We start from the raw sequence: 22,216 nt of genomic DNA on the forward strand, positions 1-22,216 counted from the left end.
TAACAGTCGTGACGAGGCCCGGATTGTGTCACACAACGACAGGGCCCCGTGGCCATAGAGGAGGCTTCATGAATATCCGCAATCTCGTCATCGCCGGCCTGTTCGCGGCCGGCAGTGCCCAGGCCGATCCGTTCGCCGGTGCCGACATTGAGGCCGGGGGGTTCATTCATGCCGACCAGTGCGTGGCCTGCCACACCCAGAAGTTCGGCGGCCCCGAAGGGTCGAACGCCTACACTCGCGCCGATCGTCGCGTGACCAGCCCCGACAGCCTGCTGCAGCAGCTCACCGCCTGTACCACCGTGCTCAATCTCGGCCTGTTCCCCGAGGACGAGCGTGACATCGCGGCCTATCTGAACAAGCACTACTACAAGTTCGAGTGAGTCGCCAGGCGCCCTCCGGCCGGCACGGCGACGCGCTCGCAGGACGCGTGACGGCGTCCTTCGGTCGCAACTACGAAGTCGTCGTGGCGCCGGAGACGCCCGATCGCGAAGTCCTCAAGTGCGTCGCGCGCGGCAAGCGCCACGCCTACGCCTGCGGCGACGAGGTGCGCGTCGAGCGCACATCGCCCGATCAGGGCGTGATCGTCGCACTCGAGCCCCGGCGCAACCTGCTGTGGCGCTCGGACGCCTTCCGCCAGAAACTCATCGCGGCCAACCTGACGCAGATCGTCATCGTCGTCGCGACCGAACCGGGTTTCTCGCCGCTGTTCATCTCGCGCTGCATCGTCGCGGCCGAGAGCGAGGGGCTGGCCACCGTGATCGTGCTCAACAAGGCCGACCTCGCCGACCGCCTCGAGGCGGCGCGAGCACAACTGGCGCCGTTCAGCCAACTCGGCTACCCGATCGTCGAGACCAACGCCCTGGGTGATCTCGCCGAACTGACCCGGTGTCTGGCCGGCCAGCGCAGCATCCTGGTGGGCCAGTCGGGCATGGGCAAGTCGACCATCACCAATACGCTGATCCCCGAGGCGCAGGCCGTCACGGCCGAAATCTCGACGGTGCTCGACTCGGGCAAACACACCACGACCTTCGCCCGCCTGTATGGATTCGAAGGCGGCTGGATCATCGACAGCCCGGGCATGCAGGCCTTTGGCCTGGCCCATGTGACGACCGATGCGCTGCTGGAAGCCTTCGTCGAATTCCGCCCGCATCTCGGACAGTGCCGCTTTCGCGACTGTCGCCACGACGCCGAACCGGGCTGCGCACTGCGCGCCGCGCTCGAGGCCGGAGAGATCGAGCCGCTGCGCTTCATTCACTTTCACACCATCCGCGCCGAAATCGAAAGCGCCGAAAGACAGGCGCGTGGGTGGTGAAGCAACAGCCGCGAAGCGGGTGTGTCGCACTCGCCTTCGGCTCGACGCGACCTACGAGTTGTCCGCCGCCGATGCACAGCCGGGTAGGTCGGTGCGAGCGCAGCGAGGGCCGACGCGGCGGGTAGCATCCCGTCCGCGCCGGTGTCGCACTCGCTACGCTCGACGCGACCTACGCGCGCTCGAAGATCACCGACAACCCCTGTCCGCCGCCGATGCACAGCGTCACCAGCGCATAGCGACCACCGGTGCGCTTGAGTTCATACAACGCCTTGGTCGCGATCGCGGCGCCGGTGCAACCTACCGGGTGCCCCAGCGCGACGGCGCCGCCATTGGGGTTGGTCTTGGCAGGATCCAGGCCCAGGCCCTTGATCACGGTCAGCGCCTGCGCGGCGAAGGCCTCGTTGGACTCGATCACGTCGATCTGCTCCAGGCTCAGCCCGGCACGCGTGAGCGCGAGCTTGGTCGCGGGAATCGGGCCCTCGCCCATGATCTCGTTGGGCACGCCTGCGACCGCGTAGGAGACGATGCGTGCCATCGGCGTGTAACCAGCGCTGGCGGCCGCATCGGCCGAGGCGAGCACCAGGAAGGCCGCGCCATCGTTGATGCCCGAGGCGTTGCCGGCCGTCACCGTGCCATCCTTCTTGAACGCCGGGCGCATCCTGGCGAGCGTCTCGACGGTGGTCTCGGGCTTGCAGTGCTCGTCGGTGTCGAACACCGTCTCGCCCTTGCGCGACTTGAGCGTGATCGGCACGATCTGCTCCTTGAAGCGCCCCTCGGCAATGGCCACGCCGGCGCGCCGGTGGGATTCGGCGGCGAAGGCGTCCTGCTCATCGCGCGTGATGCCCCACTTCTCGGCCAGATTCTCGGCCGTGATGCCCATGTGGCCGACGCCGAAGGGGTCGGTCAGCACCGACACCATGGAATCGATCATCGTCGTGTCGCCCATGCGCGCGCCGCTGCGCATCGTCGGCGAAAGGTAGGCGCCTCGCGACATCACCTCGACGCCGCCGCCGACGCCGTACTCGCAGTCGCCGAGCATGATCGCCTGAGCGGTCGACACGATGCCCTGCAGGCCCGACGAACACAGGCGGTTGACCGCCATCGCCACCGAATCCATCGGCAGGCCGGCCTGCACCGCGGCCACGCGCGCGACGTAGGCATAGCGCGTCTCGGTCGGAATGCAGTTGCCGACCGTGACGTAGTTGATCTGCTGCGGGTCCGCCCCGGAGCGGGCGACGGCCTCCTTCATCACCAGTCCGGCCAGATCGGCCGGCTCCAACGAACTGAGCGAACCGCCGAACGAACCGATCGCCGAACGGGCCGCACTCAGTACCACCACATCGCGAATAGCCATTTCCACACTCCCGAAACGCGTTTAACCACCAACCCTGCCGGCGATCGCCAGCAGCGCCAGAACCAGTACCAGCAGCACAAGCACGCGCCATACCAGTCGTGCGGCACGTGGCATGTTCTCCACATCGACGACGCTTCCCTGGCCGAGCTCCGGCCGATCCACGACTGCGCCGTTCTCGTGCGCGGGCATGCCAAGGCGCATCCCCAGTGCCCCCGCGGCCGCTGCCAGCACCACGCCGGCGCCCCGATCGGTCCACAACGGTGCCTGCGTGCGCCAGCTCGCCACAGCCTCCTCGAAGTTGCCGATCACCGAACAGGCCAGCGCCGTCACGTGCGCCGGCAGCCAGTCGATCCATCCGAAGGCGCGCCGCACGAAGGGCGAAGCGTCGGGCGCTTGCGCCAGGTCACAAGCGACACGATACATCACCGCGCCCATCGGGCCGGGCATCAGCACGAACCAGAAGATCACGCCGAAGATGCCGCGGTGCGCGCCGAGCACCGCATGCTCGACGGTCAGGCGCGCGAGTTCCTCCGCACCTGCACCGCTGCGGTCGACGCCGCTCCACGCCGAGAGCCTGCGCGCAGCGCCCTCGACGTCATCGTTGGCGAGCGCACGCTCGACGTCGGCGAAGGATTCCTCCTCGCGCCGGAAACCGATCAGGAAATAGAGCAGCGCCGCATCGAAGGCGAACGCCAGCGGCGTCCAGAATGAATACAGCAGGCCGTGCACGACGAGGACGACGAAGCCGCTGCCGAGCACGGCCAGCAGCCACGCCACCCGGCACGCGAACCCGTCGGCGCGACAGCGGCCCGCGGCAAGATCGCGGATGCGGCCGAACGCGTCGTCGACGCGCGTGTGGCGCGCCAAGGGGCGGAACTGTTCCAGGACCAGGGCGGCCAGCAGCGAAAGAAAGCCCATCGCACACCTTATGTTGCAGTGCAACCAATGAGCGCAACATAGCACACAATGGCGTCAGCCATCCCGTTCCGGAGGCGCCGCCGAGTGCAGATACCGATGCAGCGAGACGAGGATGGCCGCGGTCGTGCCCCAGATGTTGCAATCGCCCCAGGGCATCGAATACACGCGTCGCGGCCGCCCCTCGTATTCGGTATCCAGGCGCAGGTGATTGGCCGGGTCCATCAGGAAGGAAAACGGCACCTCGAAGGACTCGGCGACCTCGAAGGCGTCCAGTCTCAACTCGAAGGGCGGATGTACCAGCGCGACGACCGGCAGCACGCGAAAACCGGTGCGCGAGAAATACTCCGGCAGCGCCCCGAGCACCTCCAGCCGCTCGGCCGGCAGGCCGACCTCCTCCTCCGTCTCGCGAATCGCCGCCATCACGGGCGAAGCGTCGTGGCGCTCGATGCGACCACCCGGAAAGCAGATCTGGCCCGGATGGTGGTGCAGGTGCTCGGCGCGGCGCGTGAGCAGCACCGAAAGACCTTCGTCACGCACGATCAGCGGCACCAGCACGGCCGCCGCCACCGAACTGGGCGAGACCATCTCCGACTCCGGATCCGTGCCTCCTGTCGGGTAATTGCGGAAATAGTTCCTCAAATGCTCCGGATTCATGTTGACCCGTAATTCCCCATCGCCGTAAATGATTTTTCGTCGGCCCGATCCGGCAATCCGGTAATCCGGCACCTGCGGGCGCGATCGTTCGCAATCTTATCCCAGCGTCTCTCGCCAGGCATGGCGCAGCGCCGCATGCGGATTTGCCGACCGGCAGGCAGCGGGCACAGTCATGCGCAGCAACAGCGGATTCACGGTGATCGAACTTCTCGTCGCGCTCGCGGTGGCAGCGATTCTGCTCGCGCTCGCCGCGCCGGCGTTCACCGGCATGTTCGCCAGCTACCGTCTGACCTCCACCACCAACGACCTGATCAACGCCATCGGCCTGACGCGCTCGGAGGCGATCAAGCGCAATCGCAGCGTCACGCTGTGCCGCACCGACGCGGCAGGGGACGACACCTGCGCCGCCACCGAGGGCGCCTGGAACAGCTGGATCATCGTCGCCCCCGGAGCGGACGTGATCCGCCGCGGCGAGCCGGGGCTGACCGGCAGCAACCTGCGCATCGAGAGCGCCTTCGCCTCCGAGACCCTGAGTTATGCACCGGACGGCAGCCCCAGCCAGAACGCCGCCTTCACGGTGTGCACACCGCTGGATGTGGCCGACAACCGCCGCATCGTCGACATCGGCCCGGGAAGCCGCATCTCGACCACGCGCGCCGCAGGGGGCTGCTCATGAGCAGGCAAGCGCAGTCCGGCATGACCCTGGTCGAGGTCCTCGTCGCCGTACTCGTGCTGGCGGTGGGCCTGCTCGGTCTGGCGGGCTTGCAAACCAGTGCGCTGCGCAACAATCAGAGCTCGATGGAGCGCAGCCTGGCGGTCATCGAGAGCTACGGCATCGTCGACGCCATGCGCGCCGACCGCGCCAATGCCGAGAACGGCGCCTTCGACATCGGCCTGGAAGATTCGCCCACCGGCGGCAGCTTCGCCGGCAACGAACTGACCAAGTGGCGCAACCGCCTCGTCGCGCAGCTGGGCCCCGGCGCCACCGGCTCCATCGCCTGCAACGGCCTGCAATGCACCATCGTCGTGCAGTGGGACGACTCGCGCGGCAGCCATGATGCCGCCGATGCGCAGGACGGCGCCGCCCATCAGGTCGTCACGGAGGTCCAGTTGTGAGTTCGCCGCACCACACCCTGCACCGCCAGCGTGGCCTGACGCTGATCGAACTGATGATCGCCCTGGTGCTCGGCCTGCTCGTGGTGCTGGGCGTGATCAGCGTGGTCGTCGCCAACAGTCAGGCCTATCGCACCAACGAGGGCTTGTCCCAGGTGCAGGAGGCAGCCCGTACCGGCTTCGAGGTGCTCGCGCGACGCATCCGTGAGGCCGGCACCACAGGCTGCGGCAACGAGCGCATCGCCAACACCGTCAACGACGTCGCGGCCTGGTGGCAGATCGACGACTGGGAGAGCGAACCGTGGCCGGTGATCCGCGGCTACGACGGCAACACCGCGGGGCCGGTCGCATTCGGCGATGACGATTCCGACGTGAATCAACGCGTACCCGGCACCGGGGCTCTGCTGCTGCAGGGGCTCGACGACATCGGCGTGTTCGTCGTCGACCACAACCCGCCGTCGGCGCAGTTCGAGATCAACGTCGCCACGCCACTGATCGACGACGGCGACGTCCTGCTGGTGTGCGACTTCGACCACGCCGCGATCTTCCAGGTCACCAACTACAACTCGACCAACCGCACCGTAGTACACAACACCGGTACCGGCACACCGGGCAACTGCTCCAAGGGCCTCGGCTTTCCGACCGACTGCGAGGACACCAACGGCAACGCCTATTCCTACGGCGAGAACTCGATGATCTTCCGCCTCGCCATGGAGGCCTGGTACATCGGTTTCAACGGTCGCCCGGCCGAGGGCGGGCGTTCGCTGTTCCGCCAGCGCCTCGGGCTCAACGGCACGACCGTGGTCGAGGAGATGGTCGCCGGCGTCACCGACATGCAACTGGCCTTCCGCGAGGAAAACGACGCGAGCTTCGCCGCCACGCCGGGCAACTGGAACAACGTCAACGCCGTCGAACTGACGCTCACGGTCGCCAGCACCGACGCGCGAGTCAGCGTCAACACCGCCGTCGACCAGGGGCGCATCGCGCGCGATTTCACCACCGTCGTCGCCCTCAGGAATCGCCTGCCATGAGCGCACGCCACCCCGTCACCCAACAAGCCCAGCGCGGCCTTGCGCTGGTGGTGTCGCTGGTCCTGCTGGTCGTGGTCACGCTGCTCGGCGTGTCGGGCATGCAGGGCACGGGTCTCCAGGAGCGCATGAGCGGCAACCTGTACGACCGCTCGCTGTCGATGCAGGCCGCCGAAGCGGCGCTGCGCGCGGCCGAAGCGGCGATCCGCAACAGCGAGAGCGGCGACATCGGTTCCGATTGCGCGGCCGACAGCGGCAACCTGTGCCCCACCATCCCGGCGGACACCTTCACCGGCGGCGCCGAGGAGGACGACCCGTGGACCAATGCCACCGCGGCCTTCACGGTCAACGAGGGCATCGGCTCGGGCACGCCGCAGTACTTCATCGAGATCGTCGGCGACGGCGCCATCGACGATCCGCTCGGTCAATCGAGTTCCTACAACTGCCTGCAGGACGGTGACAGTTGCGCCACCGCCGACGTCCGCTACTACCGCATCACGGCACGCAGCCACAATCCGGCCACGGTCGGCCTCGAGAACCGCGCGCTTGTGGTACTGCAAGCGACGGTGCAACGCTCGCTGTGAACCCGTCGCGCCCTCCGGGAAGCCTCGCCATGAAACCGACCCTGCTCCACCCGCAACGCATCCTGCCCTTCGTCGCCCTGCTCGCGTCCCTGGCGACGCCCGCCGCAGCGCAAGTCCCCGGGGTAGCCCAGTCGCCGCTGCACGTGGCCGGCGCCCTGCCGGGCAACCTGGCGCTGGTGCCATCGGTCGAGTATCCGACAATCATCAGCGTCGCCAACCTCGACACGGTCTATGACGAGAACACGAGCTACGTCGGCTATTTCGATTCGGGAAAGTGTTACCAGTACCACTACAGCAACACCGAATCGGAGCGGCACTTCTACCCGGTGCGCACCACCGCCAATCACCGTTGCACGGCATCCGACGCCCCATGGAGCGGCAATTTCCTGAACTGGGCCGCCACCCAGACCATCGACCCGTTCCGCAAGGCGCTGACCGGCGGCTATCGGGTACGCGACGAGCCGAGCGACAACGCCGCCGTGCGCCTCAGTGGTACCTGGCTGGAGAAAGCTCGCCACGACCGAGACGACTACGGGCTGTACCCCAATCGCTCGATCCAGTCGGCCGGCGGCTCAGACGTGATTTCCGGCGCCACCCCGTTCGCCGACGGACAGTACGTCTGGGAGCAGGATTGGCGCGGTCGCTGGCGGCAGGTCTGGAGGTACAACACGCTGCACCTTCGCATCGCTGGCCTGGACAACCGCATGCGCTTCCGCCTCAACAACAGCGACGTAAACCACGACGTCGGCAACTACGATTCGAACGACGACTGCGACGACGACGCCTGCCAGGTGGTGGTGCGCGTGCGCGTGTGCGTGCCCGGCCTGCTCGAATCCAACTGCAAGCCCTACGGCAGCCACTGGAAACCGGAAGGCACTTTGCAGGAATACGCCGACCGCATGCGTTACGCGGTAATCGGTTTTCTCAACGACAGCGACGTCAGACGAGACGGCGGAGTTCTGCGCTCCGCGATGAAATTCATTGGCCCGACCATACGTGGCGACCAGGGCCCGATGAGCAACCCCGACAACACGGCCGAATGGGACGAGAACACCGGCGTGCAGATCGCCAACCCACATCCCGGCGAGGCGAGCGCGACCGGTGGCGCAACCATCACCAACAGCGGTGTGATCAACTACATCAACAAGTTTGGCCAAATGACCAACGAGGCACACAAAAGCCACGACCCGGTCGGCGAACTCTACTACACGGCGATCCGCTATTTTCGCGACCAGGGCAACGTGCCGTCCTACTCGAACGAACTGACCTACAACCGCGCCGACGGCTTTCCGGTACTTGCGAACTGGGACAATCTGCCCTCTCCCGTGCAGCACTGGTGCCAGGCCAACGTGATCCTGGGCATCGGTGACATCTACACCCACCGCGACAAGAACCTGCCCGGGGCGAGTTGCTCCGACGGCAACGAACCGACGATGCCGACGGAGGTATCGAACGATGACCGTGTCGATGTCGTCGCGGCGACCAATCAGGTCGGCCAGATGGAAGGCATCGGCAACGTCGGCAACAGTTGCGACTTCACCGGTCGCGGCAACTCGGCCTTCATGGCTGGACTGGCCTGGGACGCGCGCACGCGCGACAACCGCCCGGATCTCACCGGCGGCAAGACCACCATCTCCACCTACTGGGTGGACGTGCTCGAAGCCCAGTCGCTCGAGGGCATGGGCCGTAATCAGTACGCGCTGGCGGCCAAGTATGGCGGCGCGCGCGTACCCATCGACTTCGACCCGGACGACTGGGGCACGACCGTGCTGCCCGACTACTGGTGGCACACCAACGGCGAGACGCTCACTCCCTTCGGAGACCGCGGCAACGGCCAGGCTGCCTTCAGGCGCCCGGACAACTTCTTCGTCGCGGGCGAGGCCGAGCAGATGGTCGACAGCCTCACCCAGGCCTTCTCCAACATCGCGGCGGAGCTGACCGGTTCGGGCACGTCGCTGGCGACCACGTCGACGCGGCTCGACGCGAGCACGCGCAGTTTCCGCGCCGAGTTCTACAGCGGTTCGTGGCGCGGCGAGCTGTTCTCCAACGCCATCGACCAGCAGACCGGCGCACTGATCGAGCCGCCGGAGTGGATAGCCGGCAACAAGCTGCCCGACTGGGACACGCGCAATATCCGCTTCCACGACCCTGAGGGCAATAACCAGGGGCAACTGCACAAGCTGTTCACGCGCGGGAATCTGAACGCAAGCCAGCGCGCGCTGTTCGGCGCCAACGAGACGGAACAGACGCGTGTCGTCAACTTCCTGCGTGGCGACCGCTCCAACGAACAGTCCGAAGGCGGCACGCTGCGCACGCGTACCGGCATTCTCGGCGACATCGTGCATTCCGAGCCGGTCTTCGTCGGCGCGCCCAACCCGCGTGCCTTCGTCGGACGCAGTTTCACCGGCTCCAACACGTACGCGAACTTCGTCAACACCCGCGCAGGACGCCGGCCAATGGTCTACGTCGGCGCCAACGACGGCATGCTGCATGGCTTCGATGCCAACACCGGCGTCGAGCGCTACGCCTTCATCCCCCATCAGGTCATGCAGAACGGCCTGGCCAACCTGGCCTTGCCCGATTACGAACACCGCTTCTTCGTCGACGGCGAGCTGACGCAGCTGGAAGTCTATTTTTCCGGCAACCCGGGCAGCGGCTGGAAATCCGTACTGGTCGGTTCGCTCGGGCGCGGCGGCCCCGGCCTGTTCGCGCTCGACGTCACCGACCCCGACAACATCCGTTTCCTGTGGGAGAAGACCGCAGCCAGCCTGGCCTCGGCCGGGGCCGACGTGGGTGCGAACATCGGCAAGCCCATCATCGCCCAGATCGCCGATGGCGACTGGCGCGTGCTCTTGGGCAACGGCCCCAACGCCGCCGGCACGGCCGAGCTGGTCATGATCGACGTCGAGGACGGCAGCGTCGACGTCATCGATTCGGGTGCTACGGGCGCCAACGGCCTGTCCGCGGTGTATACTTGGGACACCACCGGCGACGGCTTCACCGACTCGGCATACGCCGGCGACCTGCAGGGCAACCTGTGGCGGTTCAACGATCTGGCGGGCTCTCCCTCGACGACGCTGTTGTTCAGTCAGGCGCAACCGATCCAGGCCGCCCCGCTGGTCGGGCGCAACCCGGCCACCGGCGTGCGCTGGGTGTTCTTCGGCACCGGCCGCTATCTCGACGACCCGGACAAGGCCGACGATACCGTGCAGACCTGGTACGGGCTGATCGATTCCGGCGCGGTCGAGAGCGGACCGCTGATCGCCTCGCGCGACGATCTGGTCGAGCGCGAGATCGTCGCCGAAGGCGCCATCGGCAACTTCACGGCACGCGTCATCGAAGCGGGCTCGGCCGCCGACTTCATCGACAAGGACGGCTGGTACATCGACCTCGAATCCCCGGTCAACGGTGCCGAGGGCGAGCGCATGGTCGTGCCCAACTTCTTCGAGGATCAGGTACTGATCGGCACCACGCGCATTCCCGACGCCAGCGACGTGTGCCGCCCGTCCGGCCGCGGCTTCGTCATGGCCATCAATCCCTTCACCGGCGCGCGACTGACGCGCACCTTCTTCGACATCAGCCTCGATGGCAACTTCGACGCAGCCGACCTGCTCGACGGCGCCATCGTCTCCGGCGTGGGCTTCAACAGCGGGCCCAACAATCCGACCTTCGTCGGCGACTTCATGCAGACCGTGCTCGACGACGGCCGCGTGGTGAGCATGCGCACCAACGTCGCCACCGCCGATACGCGCCGCATGTCCTGGCGCGAAATCATCGGAAACTGACCATGACCCGACATCCGCTTCCGCGCCAAGCCGGTTTCACGCTGATCGAACTGATGATCGCGGTGGCCATCGTCGGCATCCTGCTCGCGGTGGCCTTCCCGTCCTACCAGCAGCATGTCGCCAAGTCCTATCGTGGCAAGGCGCTGGCCTGCGTGGTCGAACATGCGCAGTTCATGGAGCGCTTCTACACCAGCAACATGACCTACGTCGGCGCCGCGCCCAACCTGGGCTGCACCACCGAGAACGACCTCGATACGCGCTATACCCTCGCCGTCAACATCGTCGACCAGCGCAACTACACCGTGACGGCCACGCCGCTGGGCCAGCAGGCCAAGCTGGAAGCACGTTGCGGCACGCTCTCGCTCGACCAGTCCGGCCAGCGCGGCGCGAGCGGTTCGGCCGGCGTTGCCGGCTGCTGGTAGCCGCAGCCGCTTTTCCGTACCCGCACCTCCGCGATCACGGGAGCCGGCCCAGAGCCGGACCCCGTGATGCGCCTGCATGCCCACTTTCATTGGGCATGCACTATTTCATGCATATCAGTTAATTCTATTTGCATCCTGAAGATCGACAGCGGATAAAGCGCATACATGCCATACGTATACGCTTATGACATACAAGGCACTCCTGCATGGTCGGTCGTTTCCTCCACGCTCGACACGTCGCCGCGACGAGCGCGGTGCGAGCATGATCGAAGTGCTGGTCTCGATGTTCGTGCTCGCGCTCGGTCTGCTGGGCTTTGCCGGCATGCAGATGGCAGGCATCAAGAGCAATCACAGCGCCCAGGTGCGCTCGCAGGCCACGCTGCTGGCCTACGACCTGGCCGACCGCATGCGCGGTGCGCGCGACGCGGCCCTGGATGGCGACTACGACGACGATGGCAACAGCGAGGATCGCCGCGACTGGAACGACGAACTCGTGCGCCGCCTGGGCGCCGGGGCCTCGGCCAGCGTCACGCGCAACGAGGCCAACGTCACGATAAGCATTTCCTGGAACGACCAGCGCGGCGACATCCGGGTCGCCCCCGCGACCGACGACGGGGGCGAGGGCGAAACACCCCCGGAAGGCGACACCCCGTATCCGGGCACCGATCCCGACATCGCGATGGCGCAGGCCGAGGCGGCCCCGGATGAACCCGAATCCGACGACGAATCGACCGAGGACGATCACGTCATCTTCGCCTACAGCACGGAAATCTGATGCGGTGCGCTCAGCACGGCCTCTCGCTCACCGAACTGATGATTGCGCTGTTGCTGGGCAGCATCCTGGTGGTCGGCAGCGTCTCGCTGTTCACCGGGGCCAGCACCACGCATCGCGCCACCGAAGCCCTGTCGCGCGCCCAGGAGAGCGGGCGCATCGCCATCGACCTGCTCGGCGCGGAACTGCGTCAGGCAGGCTACAGCGCCGCCTGCGACGAGCCCAACAATCTGCTGGACAACGAATCGGAAGCCTGGCGTGCCGAGGTCTTCGACCTCACCCGCGCGGTGTTCGGCTGGAATGGCGACCCGGACGGGCTCGGCCTGAGCCACCAGCTCGCCGACACCGGCGCCCTGCTGATCAAGCATGCGGCGGCATCGTCCGGTGCCATGGTCAGCGGCGAGACGGCAAGCAACCACAGCAGCGTCAACCTCACCGGCGCCAGCGGTGTGAACGAGGATCAGATCGTGCTGATCGCCGACACGCAGGGCTGCGACCTGTTCCAGAACCGCAGCAACGAAAACGCCAGCGCCCTGTCGCGCGGGGTCGGCAACAACCCCGGCAACAAGATACCGGGCAGCAATGCCTTCAGTCACGCCTATGGCGAAGACATGGATATCCAGCTTTTCAGTTCCAACGTCTATTACGTCGGCCGCAAGGCTGGCCAGGCACCGGCGCTTTGGCGCAAGCCCTTCTCGCGCGGCGCCTCACCCGTGCAGGAGCTGATCGAGGGCATCTCGCACCTGTTCGTGTGCTACGGCATCGACGCCGACGAGGACGAACTCGTCGACAGTCTTGCCTCCGTCGATGCCGTGGACGACTGGGACCGCGTGCGCTCCGTACGCATCACCGTCGTCGCGGTCGGCCCCAACCCCGGCACGGCCGAGCAGCCGCAGGCCGTCACCATCGCCGGCTGCGACGGCGATGACGAGATCGTCGACATCCCGGAGCGGCGCCACGCCGCGGTGTTCTCCACCTCCTTCGCCTTGCGCAACCGCCTGCCCGTGCTATGACATCCGCCCGCCTACCGCTCGCCAACCGCGGCATCGTGCTGGTCACCACGCTGATCCTGCTGCTGATCATGTCGGTGCTCGGCATCAGCGCACTGCGCGCGACCACGCTCGAGGAACGCATGTCGGGCAACTGGCGCGACCGCAACCTCGCCCTGCAGGCGGCCGAGGCCGGTCTGCGCGCTGGCGAACGCTTCATCGGCCCGCTCGCCGTCGCCCCCACCCCGCGCGCCTACCCCTGCCCGGCCGACCAGTCATGCGAAGTGTTCGACCCGGCCGACAGCGCCAAACGCCCCACCGAAGACGGCCTGATGTCGTCCAACCCGGCCGACCGCGAAGAGTGGGTCGAACAGTCGCGCGAATACGACAGCAACGACGACGGCCGCGACGTACCGGGCGTGGCCGCCCTGCCCCGTTACCTGATCGAGCACCGCGGCCACATCCGCGACCATCTCGTCACCGGCTTCGGCTCCGCGCACGAAACCGGGCGCGACCAGTATCGCATCACCGCGCGCGGCACCGGTCAGACGGCGGTGGCGCGCTCGGTCCTGCAATCCCTCTACATCAAGCGCTACAACTGACCGATGCCGACCCTGCGCCCCCTCGCCCTCGCCGCCGCCATCGCCCTGCCCGCCCACGCCGGCCCGCTGGCCCTGTCCGATGCGCCGCTGGGCATCTCCAGCTCGATCGAGCCCAACGTGATGCTGCTGATGGATACCTCCGGCAGCATGGAATTCATACTGTGGGCGGCGGACTACGACCGCGGAACCAAGTACACGCCATGGCAATACCGCTCCGGCCGAAATTGGCGAGATCTGGGCACCAGCGGCACCATCACCCCAGACGACGTTTCCACAAGTTCCTGTGACGACGGCTTCAAGCGCTTTCGCAAAGACAGTGACACAAGTTCAGTGTGCATCAAGCTGCCGGACCCGGTGGGAGGCGGCGAAACCCGCTATCACGTCAATTACCTGAACTACCTGCTCAACACCTACGAGAACAACGCCAGTCTGAAAGCGGCTATCGACAACGGAACCGTTCCGGATCTCGACCGCATGTCGGTCGCGCGCAATGTTGCGGACCACATCGTGCGGAACACACATGGGATGCGCTTCGGCCTCGCGCGCTTCAACCGCTACCAGGGCGCAAGAATCCTCGCCGACTGCGGCGCAACCACCGACACTCTCACGTCGACCATCGGCGACATGCGCGCCGAGGGCTTTACGCCACTGGGCGAGAGCCTCTACGAAGTCACCCGCTATTTCCGCGGCATCGACAGCCACTACAACAGCGACACCAAATACACCAGTCCCATCCAGTATCGCTGTCAGAAGAACTTCACCGTCGTCATCACCGACGGCATGCCCACCTACGACAGCAGCTATCCGGACGACGACCCGGCCGACCCCGAGGGCAAGCTGCCCGACTGGGACGGCCTCAGCCCCGAGACCTCGAGCAGCGACTTCCCCGACTTTCCGCAGTACTCGGACGGCTTCAATCCCGCCAGCAACACCAGTGCCGAAGGCCATGCGCTGTTTCTCGACGACATCGCCAAGTTCGCGTGGGACATCGACATGCGCACCAGCGGCACGGACGCGGCCGGCATGAGCTTCGACGACCCGCAGTTCGCGCGTCAGAACATGCACACCTACACGGTCGGATTCCTGGCTGCCAACCAGATGCTTCGTGATGCGGCCGAATACGGACATGGCCAGTACTACACTGCGAACGACGCCGAGGAACTCAGCACCGTACTCGAGCAAGCCCTGCGCAACATCCAGGCACAGACCGGCTCGGCCGCCTCGGCGGCGGCCAGCACGGGCTTCGTCAGCACCGGCACGCGCCTGTACTTCGGTGGCTACAACAGCGCCGACTGGAGCGGCGATCTGGTGGCGTTCGACATCGAGAGCGATCTCGCCAGCGCGAACTACGGACGGCCCGTGCACATCGCGTGGAGTGCGGCCGAACAGATGCCTGTCGCGGATGCACGCACCATCGTCACACAGGTCGACGGCGAAGCCGCAGCGTTTCGCTGGGACAGCTTCGAGCCCGAGCAAAAGGACGCGTGGTTCCAGAACAACCCGACCTTCATCGACTACATCCGTGGCGTCCACCAGGCGGGCCTGCGTCCGCGGGCATCGAAGCTCGGCGACATCATCCACTCCGCGCCGGTGTTCGTCGGCGCGCCCAACATGCGCTACCCCGACGGCCTGGAAAGTGGTGCGTCCTACGACCAGTTCAAGCGTGACAATGCCAACCGCCCGGAGATGATCTACGTCGGCGCCAACGACGGCATGCTGCACGGATTCGACGCCGAGACCGGCCAGGAACGCCTCGCCTTCGTCCCCGAAGCGGTTCTGCCCGAGCTGCGCCATCTGGCCGACCCCGATTACCGCCTGAACCACCGCTACTACGTCGACGGCTCGCCCACCGTGGCCGACGCCTACATCGGTGAGCGCTGGCGCACGCTGCTGGTGGGCGGGCTCAACAAGGGCGGCCAGTCGGTGTATGCGCTCGACGTCACCGAACCGCAGAACTTCGCCGAGAACGCAGCCGACGACATCGTGCTGTGGGAGTTCACCGACCCGGATCTGGGCTACAGCTTCAGCCAGCCGGCCATCGTGCGGCTGCAGGACGGTACCTGGGCGGCGGTGTTCGGCAACGGCTACAACAACACCGAAGAGGACGACGACCCCAGCGCCACCGGCAACGCCGTGCTGTTCGTCGTCGATCTGGCCAGCGGCGCGCTGATCCGCAAGCTCGACACCGGCGTCGGCATGGCCGGCGACCCGAGCGGGGACGATCGCCCCAACGGGCTGGCCACGGTGGCACCGGTCGACGACACCGGAAACCGTCGCATCGACTTCATCTACGCCGGGGATCTGTTCGGCAACCTGTGGCGCTTCGATCTGCGCCAGGCCGCGCCCGCAAGCTGGAGCCTGCGCCGACTGTTCCTCGCCTGCAGCAGCCAACCGTGCGACGACGCCGACCGTCAGCCCATCACCAGCCGACCGTCGGTGGTCCGCCATCCCACCGGGCGCGGGCGCATCGTGCTGTTCGGCACCGGGAAATATCTGGAGCCGGCCGACAAGATCGCCGCCGACACCGGCCTGCAGAGCTTCTACGGCATCTGGGACGAGGACAACAACGTCGGCGCCAGCCGTGGCAACCTGCTGACGCAATCCATCCTCTCGGAACAGACACTCAGCTTCACGACCCCGCAGAACAGTACCGTGTCCTACCGGCTGCGCGCCACGACCAGTGAGCGGGCAAGCTGGAGCGAACATCGCGGCTGGCTTCTCGACTTCCAGTCGCCCGCGGGCACGCTGCACGGCGAGCGGCAGATCACCCACTCCATCGTGCGCAACGGCCGCGTGATCTTCACCACGCTGATTCCCAGCGAAGACCCCTGTCGCCCCGGTGGCGACAGCTGGCTGATGGAACTGAACGCCGCCAGCGGCGGGCGACTCAGCTACGCCCCGTTCGACCTGAATCTGGACCGGCGCTTCACGATTGGCGACCACATGAGCGTGGGCGAAGGCGACGACGCGGTGTGGATGCCACCCTCCGGCCTGCTCGTCGATGGCGGCGCGACCGCCACACCGGCCGTGCTGGTGGGCGAGGACGGCGCCGAATACAAGCAGTTGTCCACCGCCAGCGGCCTGCGCACGGTACGCGAGAACCCCGGCCCCAACGACGTTGGCCGCCAGAGCTGGCGAGAAATCATCCAATGACTTGGAGGCCCGTCATGTCCAAGCTCGTCATCGCAATCGCCGCCGCAGTGTTCGCCGCCAGCGCTCATGCGCAAACGCAACTGCCCGGGCGTATCGAACACGTCGATCGACAGGCCCGCACTCTCGTCGTCGATGGCACGGAATACACCGTATCGGCCGGAGCGCCGATACGCGGCACGCCCACCGAGCCGGGGCGCTTGGACGAGCTCGAAGTCGGCATGGACGTGGTCGTGACCGTGCTCGAAGCCACGCCGGGCAGCCACCGCGGCCTGATCACGTCGGTGGCGGTGCGTCCGCAATGACGCGCAGCGCCCGAAGACGGGGCGGCTTCTCGCTGATCGAGCTGATGATCACCGTGGCCATACTCGCGATCATCGTGGCGATCGCCTGGCCCACCTACACCGAACAGATCCGCAAGAGCCGCCGCGTCGAGGCCCAGCGCGCATTGCTGGAACTGGCCCACCACCTCGAACGCGAATTCAGCCGCAGTGGCAGCTACGCGAACGCAACCCTGCCGTTCGACCGCGTGCCGTTCGACATCCCCGGTCCGTATTACACGATTGCCTTCGTCGGGGAGTTGCAAGCCGATTCGTGGACCCTCGTCGCACAGCCGGTCGGGGTCATGCGCGACGACCCCTGCGGCAGCTTCTACGTCACCCACACCGGCCGCCGCGCCCAGGGCGACGCCCCCTCCAACCCGCTCGACCCCGAGTGCTGGTCGAACTGAGACGGCCCAGCAATCGCCGGGGCGTCAATCTCGTCATACGGGCTGAATTCATGTTGCTCACTTTACAACGATCACGCATGTTGTAGGATGAACAACACGCACGCCGTTCCAATCCTCAAGGAACGCATCCGCGTCGGCGATGACCGCTTCATCGAGATCGTCATCTGGTCTGCACCCATGCCGATTCCGCCGACCACGCATGGCTACAAGTACCGGCTGGCGTTCGTGGTGGGCGAAACCTGCGTGGTGCGCTACGACAACGAACGCGGCAAGGGTGACCACAAGCACATCGGTGCGCTGGAAACGCCCTATGCGTTCACTACGCTCGATCAACTGCTCGAAGATTTCTGGGCGGACGTTGGGCGATTTGGAGGCTGAAGTGGACGAAACCACCCTGACCATCGGGATCGACAACATGGCGGGCGCAAAGCAGCGCATCCTTGCCACGCTGCGCAGCGGACAATCCGCCGCCACGCCCCGATATACCTTTGAGTCTGCCGAGGACATGGCGCGCACCCTCACGCCGGGCCGCTGGGGGCTGATCGCGGCGCTTACCGGCGCGGGGCCGCTGGGTGTGCGCGAACTGGCCCGGCGCGTGGGGCGCGACGTGAAGGGCGTGCATACCGACGCTCAGGCACTTGTGCTGTGCGGCCTGGTGGACAAGACCCGCGACGGCAAACTGTCGTTTCCGTACCGGCACGTGAAGGTGCAATTCGAGTTGCACGCGCGGGCGGCGTGACTCGGCCTACGGGCCACTATCGCTGATCAACGAGCTGCAGGCAGCCGACCACGGCCTCGGACCTTTCCGCACGCCAATCCGTAGGGCGTCAATAAGCGCAGCGCATTGCGCCGTATGAGCCGAACCTCAGGCACCATCCAGCCAAACTAAACTCAGCTGTGGCCGGGCGGATTAGCGAAGCGTAATCCGCCGCATGCACGCCCGATACGGCGCATGCCTTTCCGACATTTTCCCTGCGTCTCCGGCTGACCGAACCGACCGAGCCGAGGGCTCCTGCCCGTCAGCGCGTCCAGCAGTCGGGCTGGGCCGCACCCTTCACGCCATTGTGGGTCAACGTCAACACCCCGCAACGGTCATTCGCCTGCGAGCCTTGCGGCTCCGCCCTCAAAGTGAACTCCGTTTCACTCGGATCAACAATGTCTATATCGTAATACCGATCAGGACCGTCCTTGGGTGACTTGTCCGCGAACGGCACGCCGTCATAGGTGTTGGCGGTCATGTAGAACCGCTCGAGCGCCTGCGCGTTCTCCAGCAGCACCGTCTGTGCGTCGGCCCGGCGCGTCTTCTGCAGATAGTTCTGATAGGACGGATAGGCGACGCCGATCAGAATGCCGATCACCGCGACCACAATCATCAGCTCGATCAGCGTGAAACCTCGCGGCAGCGCTGCCCGCCGCTGCGGGTACCCGATTGCGTGCATGCTCATTCGTCTCACCTCGGCACCAGGTCGATCCACGTGCGCCGTCCGGGCACGAAGTTCGGTCCGCGGATGGGGTTGTCGTCCTGCGTTATGTCCTCCACCTCGGCCGGCGTCTGGTCGTCGGCAACCGCCCCGCCACCGCCTTCTCCGAGACGCTTGTCGATCTCGAGCAGGTGCTGCACGGGCACGACGCCGGGCGCATAGAAACGCAGGCGGTGGTAAGCCATCAGCGCGCCGTCCTGCAGCAAGGTTCCCAGGTTGACCAGCGCGTCGGCAACGGCGACCTCGTCACCGGCAGCAAGCGCCAGCGAGAGGTCTTCGAGCGCACCGGCATAGTCCTCTTCGATCACTTCCTGACCGGCATCGTCGATCAGCGACTGGTACTGCCCGAGGTTGATGCCACGGATATCGATGGCGGTGTTGGCGCTGTAGACCGAATCTCCGTAACACTTTGGCTCTTGTCCCGACTGCTGGAAATCAAACATGTCGCCGTGGTGCCAGAACATCGTCAGTTCATAGAGCAGCCCACTGACATTGCCGTTGAGCGGGGTGACGACGTCGCTGCCCTTCACCTTCGTGACGGTGAATCCCGCGGCATAGGCACCCCCATGAATGGTGTCACCGCGCAGTTTGTAGGTCGGTTGGCCCGCCCCTTGCAGGGTGTAGGCTGCCGTATTGTCGTTGTTGACCTTCAGCAGTTGCGCGGTCAGCGCCCCGTTGCGCCAGCGGAATCCGTTGCCCGACGACTCCTGTACCGGGGTGATGTGCCAGATTTCCCCGGCACTCTTGGCCTCCCCGTCCCAGTTCGTCGTGTCGTTGACGCAACCCGGCAAGGTGGCATGCAGCACCCCGTCCTTGCCGACGCGGTCGATCACGGTCAGGCGCAGGGTGCCACTGGTGTCGCCGCAATCGGCGTTGAGGATGTCGTCAAGCGTGAAGATCAGCGACGCGTTGCCATGGTACGTATCCTGCAACTGGGACGGAGTACGCCCCAGATTGACCAGTTGATGCGCGATCATCGCCTGATACTGCGCCGCGTTCCAGGTGCGACACCCGATCTGCAGATCCACACCTTGGGACAGATCCGCGTTGGTCAGCGTGACGATGAACTTCTGGCTGTTGCCGAAGCCGACCGTCGATGTACCCGGAGCATTCACCTCGGTGACACGGTTAAGCTCACGCTCGATGGCGATCGCGTTGCCGCTGCCGTCGAGAGCAGCGTCCAGCCGCCACATGCCGCGGCGCGGCTCCAGATCGAAGAAATCGACGTACTTGACGTTGTGCAGCTTGTCGTAGCCATGCACGTGACCATCTACGTTGTTGCCGATGCCGTCACCCGCCGGATAGATGGCATCCGGATTCGGATACCCCGGAACCTTGGACACCACCGGCCCGCTCGGGCTGTCGGTCGTGACGTCGATGTTGCCGCCGAAGATCAGCTCCGCCCCCACCAGAGGCGCGAACGGCAACAGCAGACCGTTGATGTAGGACACATCGATGCCCTGACTCAAGCGCAGCAGCACCGGCTGCGAGAAGTTGCCGTCGCCCAGATAGCGACCCACCGGGTATTTCTGGCCGACGTCCGCGATCGTGACGGCGTCGGATGAATCGAGCGCACCGTCGCCGCTGATGTCGAACAACGCGGTATCGCTGCTCGCCCCGGACAGGTAGTTGAGTTGCATCAGCCATCCGGCGGGGTAGTCTCCGGAGGTGATGGTCGTGACGAACTGCAGGCGCCCGCCACGCACCTGCGGCCGGCCGATCAGGCGTTCGCTGGTCACGGGAAGATCGACCTTCCATCCGGCCGCCTGGTCGTAGTCGACGACATTGTCGGTGGCCACGCGCAACTGCTTTTCGTAGGCGGACTCGACGGAGAGCGTCTGGGCAACCAGATCGTCTGTGCTCACTTCGCCAGTGCGCAGATCACGAATACCGAAGATGGTCTGCTGATCCTCGTTCGCGGCATCGGCCATGCTCAGTACGCTTCCGGTGCCGAAATACACCATGATGCCGCCAAACGGATGACGCGCCACGTCGGGAGCCGCAGTGATCGGTTTGGACACGCCGGCGGCGAAAACCTTGCTGACGGAATTCGCATTCAGGTCGAAACGCCACAGATTGCCTTTCAGATCCCCCGCGTAGGCGTAGTCGACCAGTCCGTCGTTATTGAGGTCAAGCAAGGTCGGAGCGCCCAGGCCGTTTGCGGGGCCGCCGTCGGCGACGATGGAAGACACCGTGCCGTCGAGCGCGATACGCAAGAGCACGGCGCGTCCGTTGGCGCTACCGAAACCGTTGCCGGTCACGACGTAGGCCGCTGAAGCCGCGAGCGTACCGCCAATGCGCGCTACGGCCGGCCGGCCGTGGATTTGGCCGATGTCGTTGCCCACACCGGACGTGGAAGCGTGAATTTCCCACAGCACTGCGGGTTCATCCGGCGAATCGACGTCGAGCGCGAACAGCCCTTTGCCGCCAGCGCCCAAACCGGCCGTGAGGATACGCTTGCGAACGATGTTGTCATCGGCATCGTAGCCCGTCACGGCATTGGAATAGCGCGTTTCCCCGTCGACCATGTAGACGATGTCGTAGGGAACATCACCGTGCCGCGAAAGTTTCGGGATCAGCATCGACGGGACGTAGGCCCAAACCTCATCGCCCGTCTTGGCGTTGAAGGCATGCAGCATGCCGTCGTTGGCGCCGACATAGACGCGTTCCTTCGCATAGGGGTCGCCGTCGGCCGGATAGGCGGCGTAGGACGGCGTGGAATTGATGATCGCACCGAGCAGGTTGTAGCGGATGCGGAAGATACCGCCGGCCTTGTCGCGCTCGAGGCTGCGGTCGCCCCGCAGATAGTTGAGCACCGGGCTGTCGAAGGCGCCGTTGAGCGAGGCGTCGGCGGCGGCTTCCGGGTCGAGCGCCGCCTTCTGCGCTGCAGTCAGTTCGTTCCACAGGAAGCTGATGCGCGTGCCCAGGCCGCTGCCGTTGGTGGAGTAGACGCTGCGTCCCTGCCACCAATCCGCGTTCGCGACGGCCGCGGCATCGAAGCGCGCACGCGCACTCCAGTTGGTGACGCCCCCATCGGCCGGGTTGTCGCCGACGAGCACATCGGTCGTACGTACGCCATCGGTCGCAAGCGTGTACTGGATCAGATCACCCTGCCAGGAACCGTTCTCGAACCACGGCCGATAGGCGTAGGTCTGCCCCACTGAGAGGTCATCGCTACGCGCGACGTACGGCGCGAGCACCAGTGCGGGCTGGGTTTCGGGGTCGATCACCGGTGCCGATGCGACCGGCGCCGACGCGAGGCCGGTGACCAGATACAGGCCTGCCAGCAGGACATGGATGTGGAGCTTGTTCGACATGATGC

Annotated in this window: 21 protein-coding genes; 16 read left to right on the forward strand and 5 right to left on the reverse strand. The window is 65.9% G+C overall.

Annotation, left to right across the window (positions count from 1 at the left end; translation table 11 throughout):
• The first annotated feature begins 68 nt into the window (after window positions 1–68).
• Window positions 69–380, forward strand: coding sequence for a hypothetical protein (locus tag C0099_RS11385; RefSeq protein ID WP_102247524.1), 312 nt, complete (start codon window positions 69–71; stop codon window positions 378–380).
• The gene (gene rsgA / locus C0099_RS11390) at window positions 377–1,312 is read left to right on the forward strand and encodes a ribosome small subunit-dependent GTPase A (RefSeq protein WP_102247525.1); all 936 of its coding nucleotides are present in this window, start codon (window positions 377–379) and stop codon (window positions 1,310–1,312) included. Before C0099_RS11385 ends, rsgA begins: the two co-directional genes overlap by 4 nt.
• A 169-nt stretch (window positions 1,313–1,481) precedes the next feature.
• Here rsgA and C0099_RS11395 read toward each other — a convergent pair whose 3' ends face one another.
• The 3 genes from C0099_RS11395 to C0099_RS11405 are packed head-to-tail and all read right to left on the reverse strand — an operon-like array spanning window position 1,482 to window position 4,169.
• Window positions 1,482–2,666: an acetyl-CoA C-acyltransferase family protein gene (locus tag C0099_RS11395; RefSeq protein WP_102247526.1), complete on the reverse strand. Its 1,185-nt coding sequence runs from the start codon at window positions 2,664–2,666 to the stop codon at window positions 1,482–1,484.
• Window positions 2,667–2,687: 21 nt separating this feature from the next.
• Window positions 2,688–3,584: a cobalamin biosynthesis protein gene (locus C0099_RS11400; RefSeq protein ID WP_102247527.1), complete on the reverse strand. Its 897-nt coding sequence runs from the start codon at window positions 3,582–3,584 to the stop codon at window positions 2,688–2,690.
• A gap of 54 nt (window positions 3,585–3,638) precedes the next feature.
• Complete coding sequence (locus C0099_RS11405; RefSeq protein WP_228151574.1) at window positions 3,639–4,169, reverse strand: CoA pyrophosphatase; 531 nt, start codon at window positions 4,167–4,169, stop codon at window positions 3,639–3,641.
• A 241-nt stretch (window positions 4,170–4,410) separates the two neighbouring features.
• On the opposite strand from C0099_RS11405, the gene C0099_RS11410 reads away from it, so the two are divergent.
• From C0099_RS11410 to C0099_RS11470, 14 genes are all read left to right on the forward strand, one after another.
• Window positions 4,411–4,914, forward strand: a complete 504-nt coding sequence (locus C0099_RS11410) for a GspH/FimT family pseudopilin (RefSeq protein ID WP_102248484.1) — start codon at window positions 4,411–4,413, stop codon at window positions 4,912–4,914.
• Window positions 4,911–5,354: a type IV pilus modification protein PilV gene (gene pilV / locus C0099_RS11415; protein WP_173768957.1), complete on the forward strand. Its 444-nt coding sequence runs from the start codon at window positions 4,911–4,913 to the stop codon at window positions 5,352–5,354. The genes C0099_RS11410 and pilV (C0099_RS11415) overlap by 4 nt, the downstream gene beginning before the upstream one ends.
• Window positions 5,351–6,382: a prepilin-type N-terminal cleavage/methylation domain-containing protein gene (locus C0099_RS11420; protein ID WP_199797606.1), complete on the forward strand. Its 1,032-nt coding sequence runs from the start codon at window positions 5,351–5,353 to the stop codon at window positions 6,380–6,382. The genes pilV (C0099_RS11415) and C0099_RS11420 overlap by 4 nt, the downstream gene beginning before the upstream one ends.
• On the forward strand, window positions 6,379–6,963 hold the full coding sequence (locus C0099_RS11425) for a pilus assembly PilX family protein (RefSeq protein ID WP_102247530.1): 585 nt from the start codon (window positions 6,379–6,381) through the stop codon (window positions 6,961–6,963). Before C0099_RS11420 ends, C0099_RS11425 begins: the two co-directional genes overlap by 4 nt.
• 29 nt (window positions 6,964–6,992) lie before the next feature.
• The gene (locus C0099_RS11430; RefSeq protein ID WP_102247531.1) at window positions 6,993–10,748 is read left to right on the forward strand and encodes a pilus assembly protein; all 3,756 of its coding nucleotides are present in this window, start codon (window positions 6,993–6,995) and stop codon (window positions 10,746–10,748) included.
• A 2-nt stretch (window positions 10,749–10,750) separates the two neighbouring features.
• Window positions 10,751–11,170, forward strand: a complete 420-nt coding sequence (locus tag C0099_RS16225) for a type IV pilin protein (protein ID WP_102247532.1) — start codon at window positions 10,751–10,753, stop codon at window positions 11,168–11,170.
• Window positions 11,171–11,354: 184 nt separating this feature from the next.
• Window positions 11,355–11,945, forward strand: coding sequence for a type IV pilus modification protein PilV (gene pilV / locus C0099_RS11440; RefSeq protein WP_102247533.1), 591 nt, complete (start codon window positions 11,355–11,357; stop codon window positions 11,943–11,945).
• A complete protein-coding gene (locus C0099_RS11445) occupies window positions 11,945–12,955 on the forward strand; it encodes a PilW family protein (protein WP_102247534.1) in 1,011 nt (336 codons plus the stop codon). Before pilV (C0099_RS11440) ends, C0099_RS11445 begins: the two co-directional genes overlap by 1 nt.
• Entirely contained in the window at window positions 12,952–13,533 is a 582-nt protein-coding gene (locus C0099_RS11450; protein ID WP_102247535.1) for a pilus assembly PilX family protein, read from the forward strand. Before C0099_RS11445 ends, C0099_RS11450 begins: the two co-directional genes overlap by 4 nt.
• A 3-nt stretch (window positions 13,534–13,536) precedes the next feature.
• Window positions 13,537–16,686 (forward strand): pilus assembly protein, encoded by a 3,150-nt coding sequence (locus tag C0099_RS11455; protein ID WP_102247536.1) that lies wholly within the window; start codon window positions 13,537–13,539, stop codon window positions 16,684–16,686.
• Window positions 16,687–16,700: 14 nt separating this feature from the next.
• Window positions 16,701–16,988 carry a hypothetical protein gene (locus C0099_RS16000; protein ID WP_164084908.1) on the forward strand — a complete coding sequence of 96 codons (288 nt, stop codon included), beginning with the start codon at window positions 16,701–16,703 and terminating at the stop codon, window positions 16,986–16,988.
• A complete protein-coding gene (locus tag C0099_RS16005) occupies window positions 16,985–17,413 on the forward strand; it encodes a type IV pilin protein (protein WP_164084961.1) in 429 nt (142 codons plus the stop codon). The genes C0099_RS16000 and C0099_RS16005 overlap by 4 nt, the downstream gene beginning before the upstream one ends.
• Window positions 17,414–17,500: 87 nt before the next feature.
• On the forward strand, window positions 17,501–17,791 hold the full coding sequence (locus C0099_RS11465; protein WP_102247538.1) for a toxin-antitoxin system TumE family protein: 291 nt from the start codon (window positions 17,501–17,503) through the stop codon (window positions 17,789–17,791).
• Window position 17,792: 1 nt separating this feature from the next.
• Window positions 17,793–18,152 (forward strand): HVO_A0114 family putative DNA-binding protein, encoded by a 360-nt coding sequence (locus C0099_RS11470; protein ID WP_199797608.1) that lies wholly within the window; start codon window positions 17,793–17,795, stop codon window positions 18,150–18,152.
• A gap of 280 nt (window positions 18,153–18,432) precedes the next feature.
• On the opposite strand, the gene C0099_RS11475 is transcribed toward C0099_RS11470, so the two are convergent.
• Both C0099_RS11475 and C0099_RS11480 read right to left on the reverse strand, forming a co-directional pair.
• Window positions 18,433–18,858, reverse strand: a complete 426-nt coding sequence (locus tag C0099_RS11475) for a type IV pilin protein (protein WP_102247539.1) — start codon at window positions 18,856–18,858, stop codon at window positions 18,433–18,435.
• Window positions 18,859–18,863: 5 nt separating this feature from the next.
• A complete protein-coding gene (locus tag C0099_RS11480; protein WP_102247540.1) occupies window positions 18,864–22,211 on the reverse strand; it encodes a pilus assembly protein in 3,348 nt (1,115 codons plus the stop codon).
• Window positions 22,212–22,216 lie beyond the last annotated feature (5 nt).

This window comes from Pseudazoarcus pumilus (genome assembly GCF_002872475.1).
GTDB lineage: Bacteria > Pseudomonadota > Gammaproteobacteria > Burkholderiales > Rhodocyclaceae > Pseudazoarcus > Pseudazoarcus pumilus.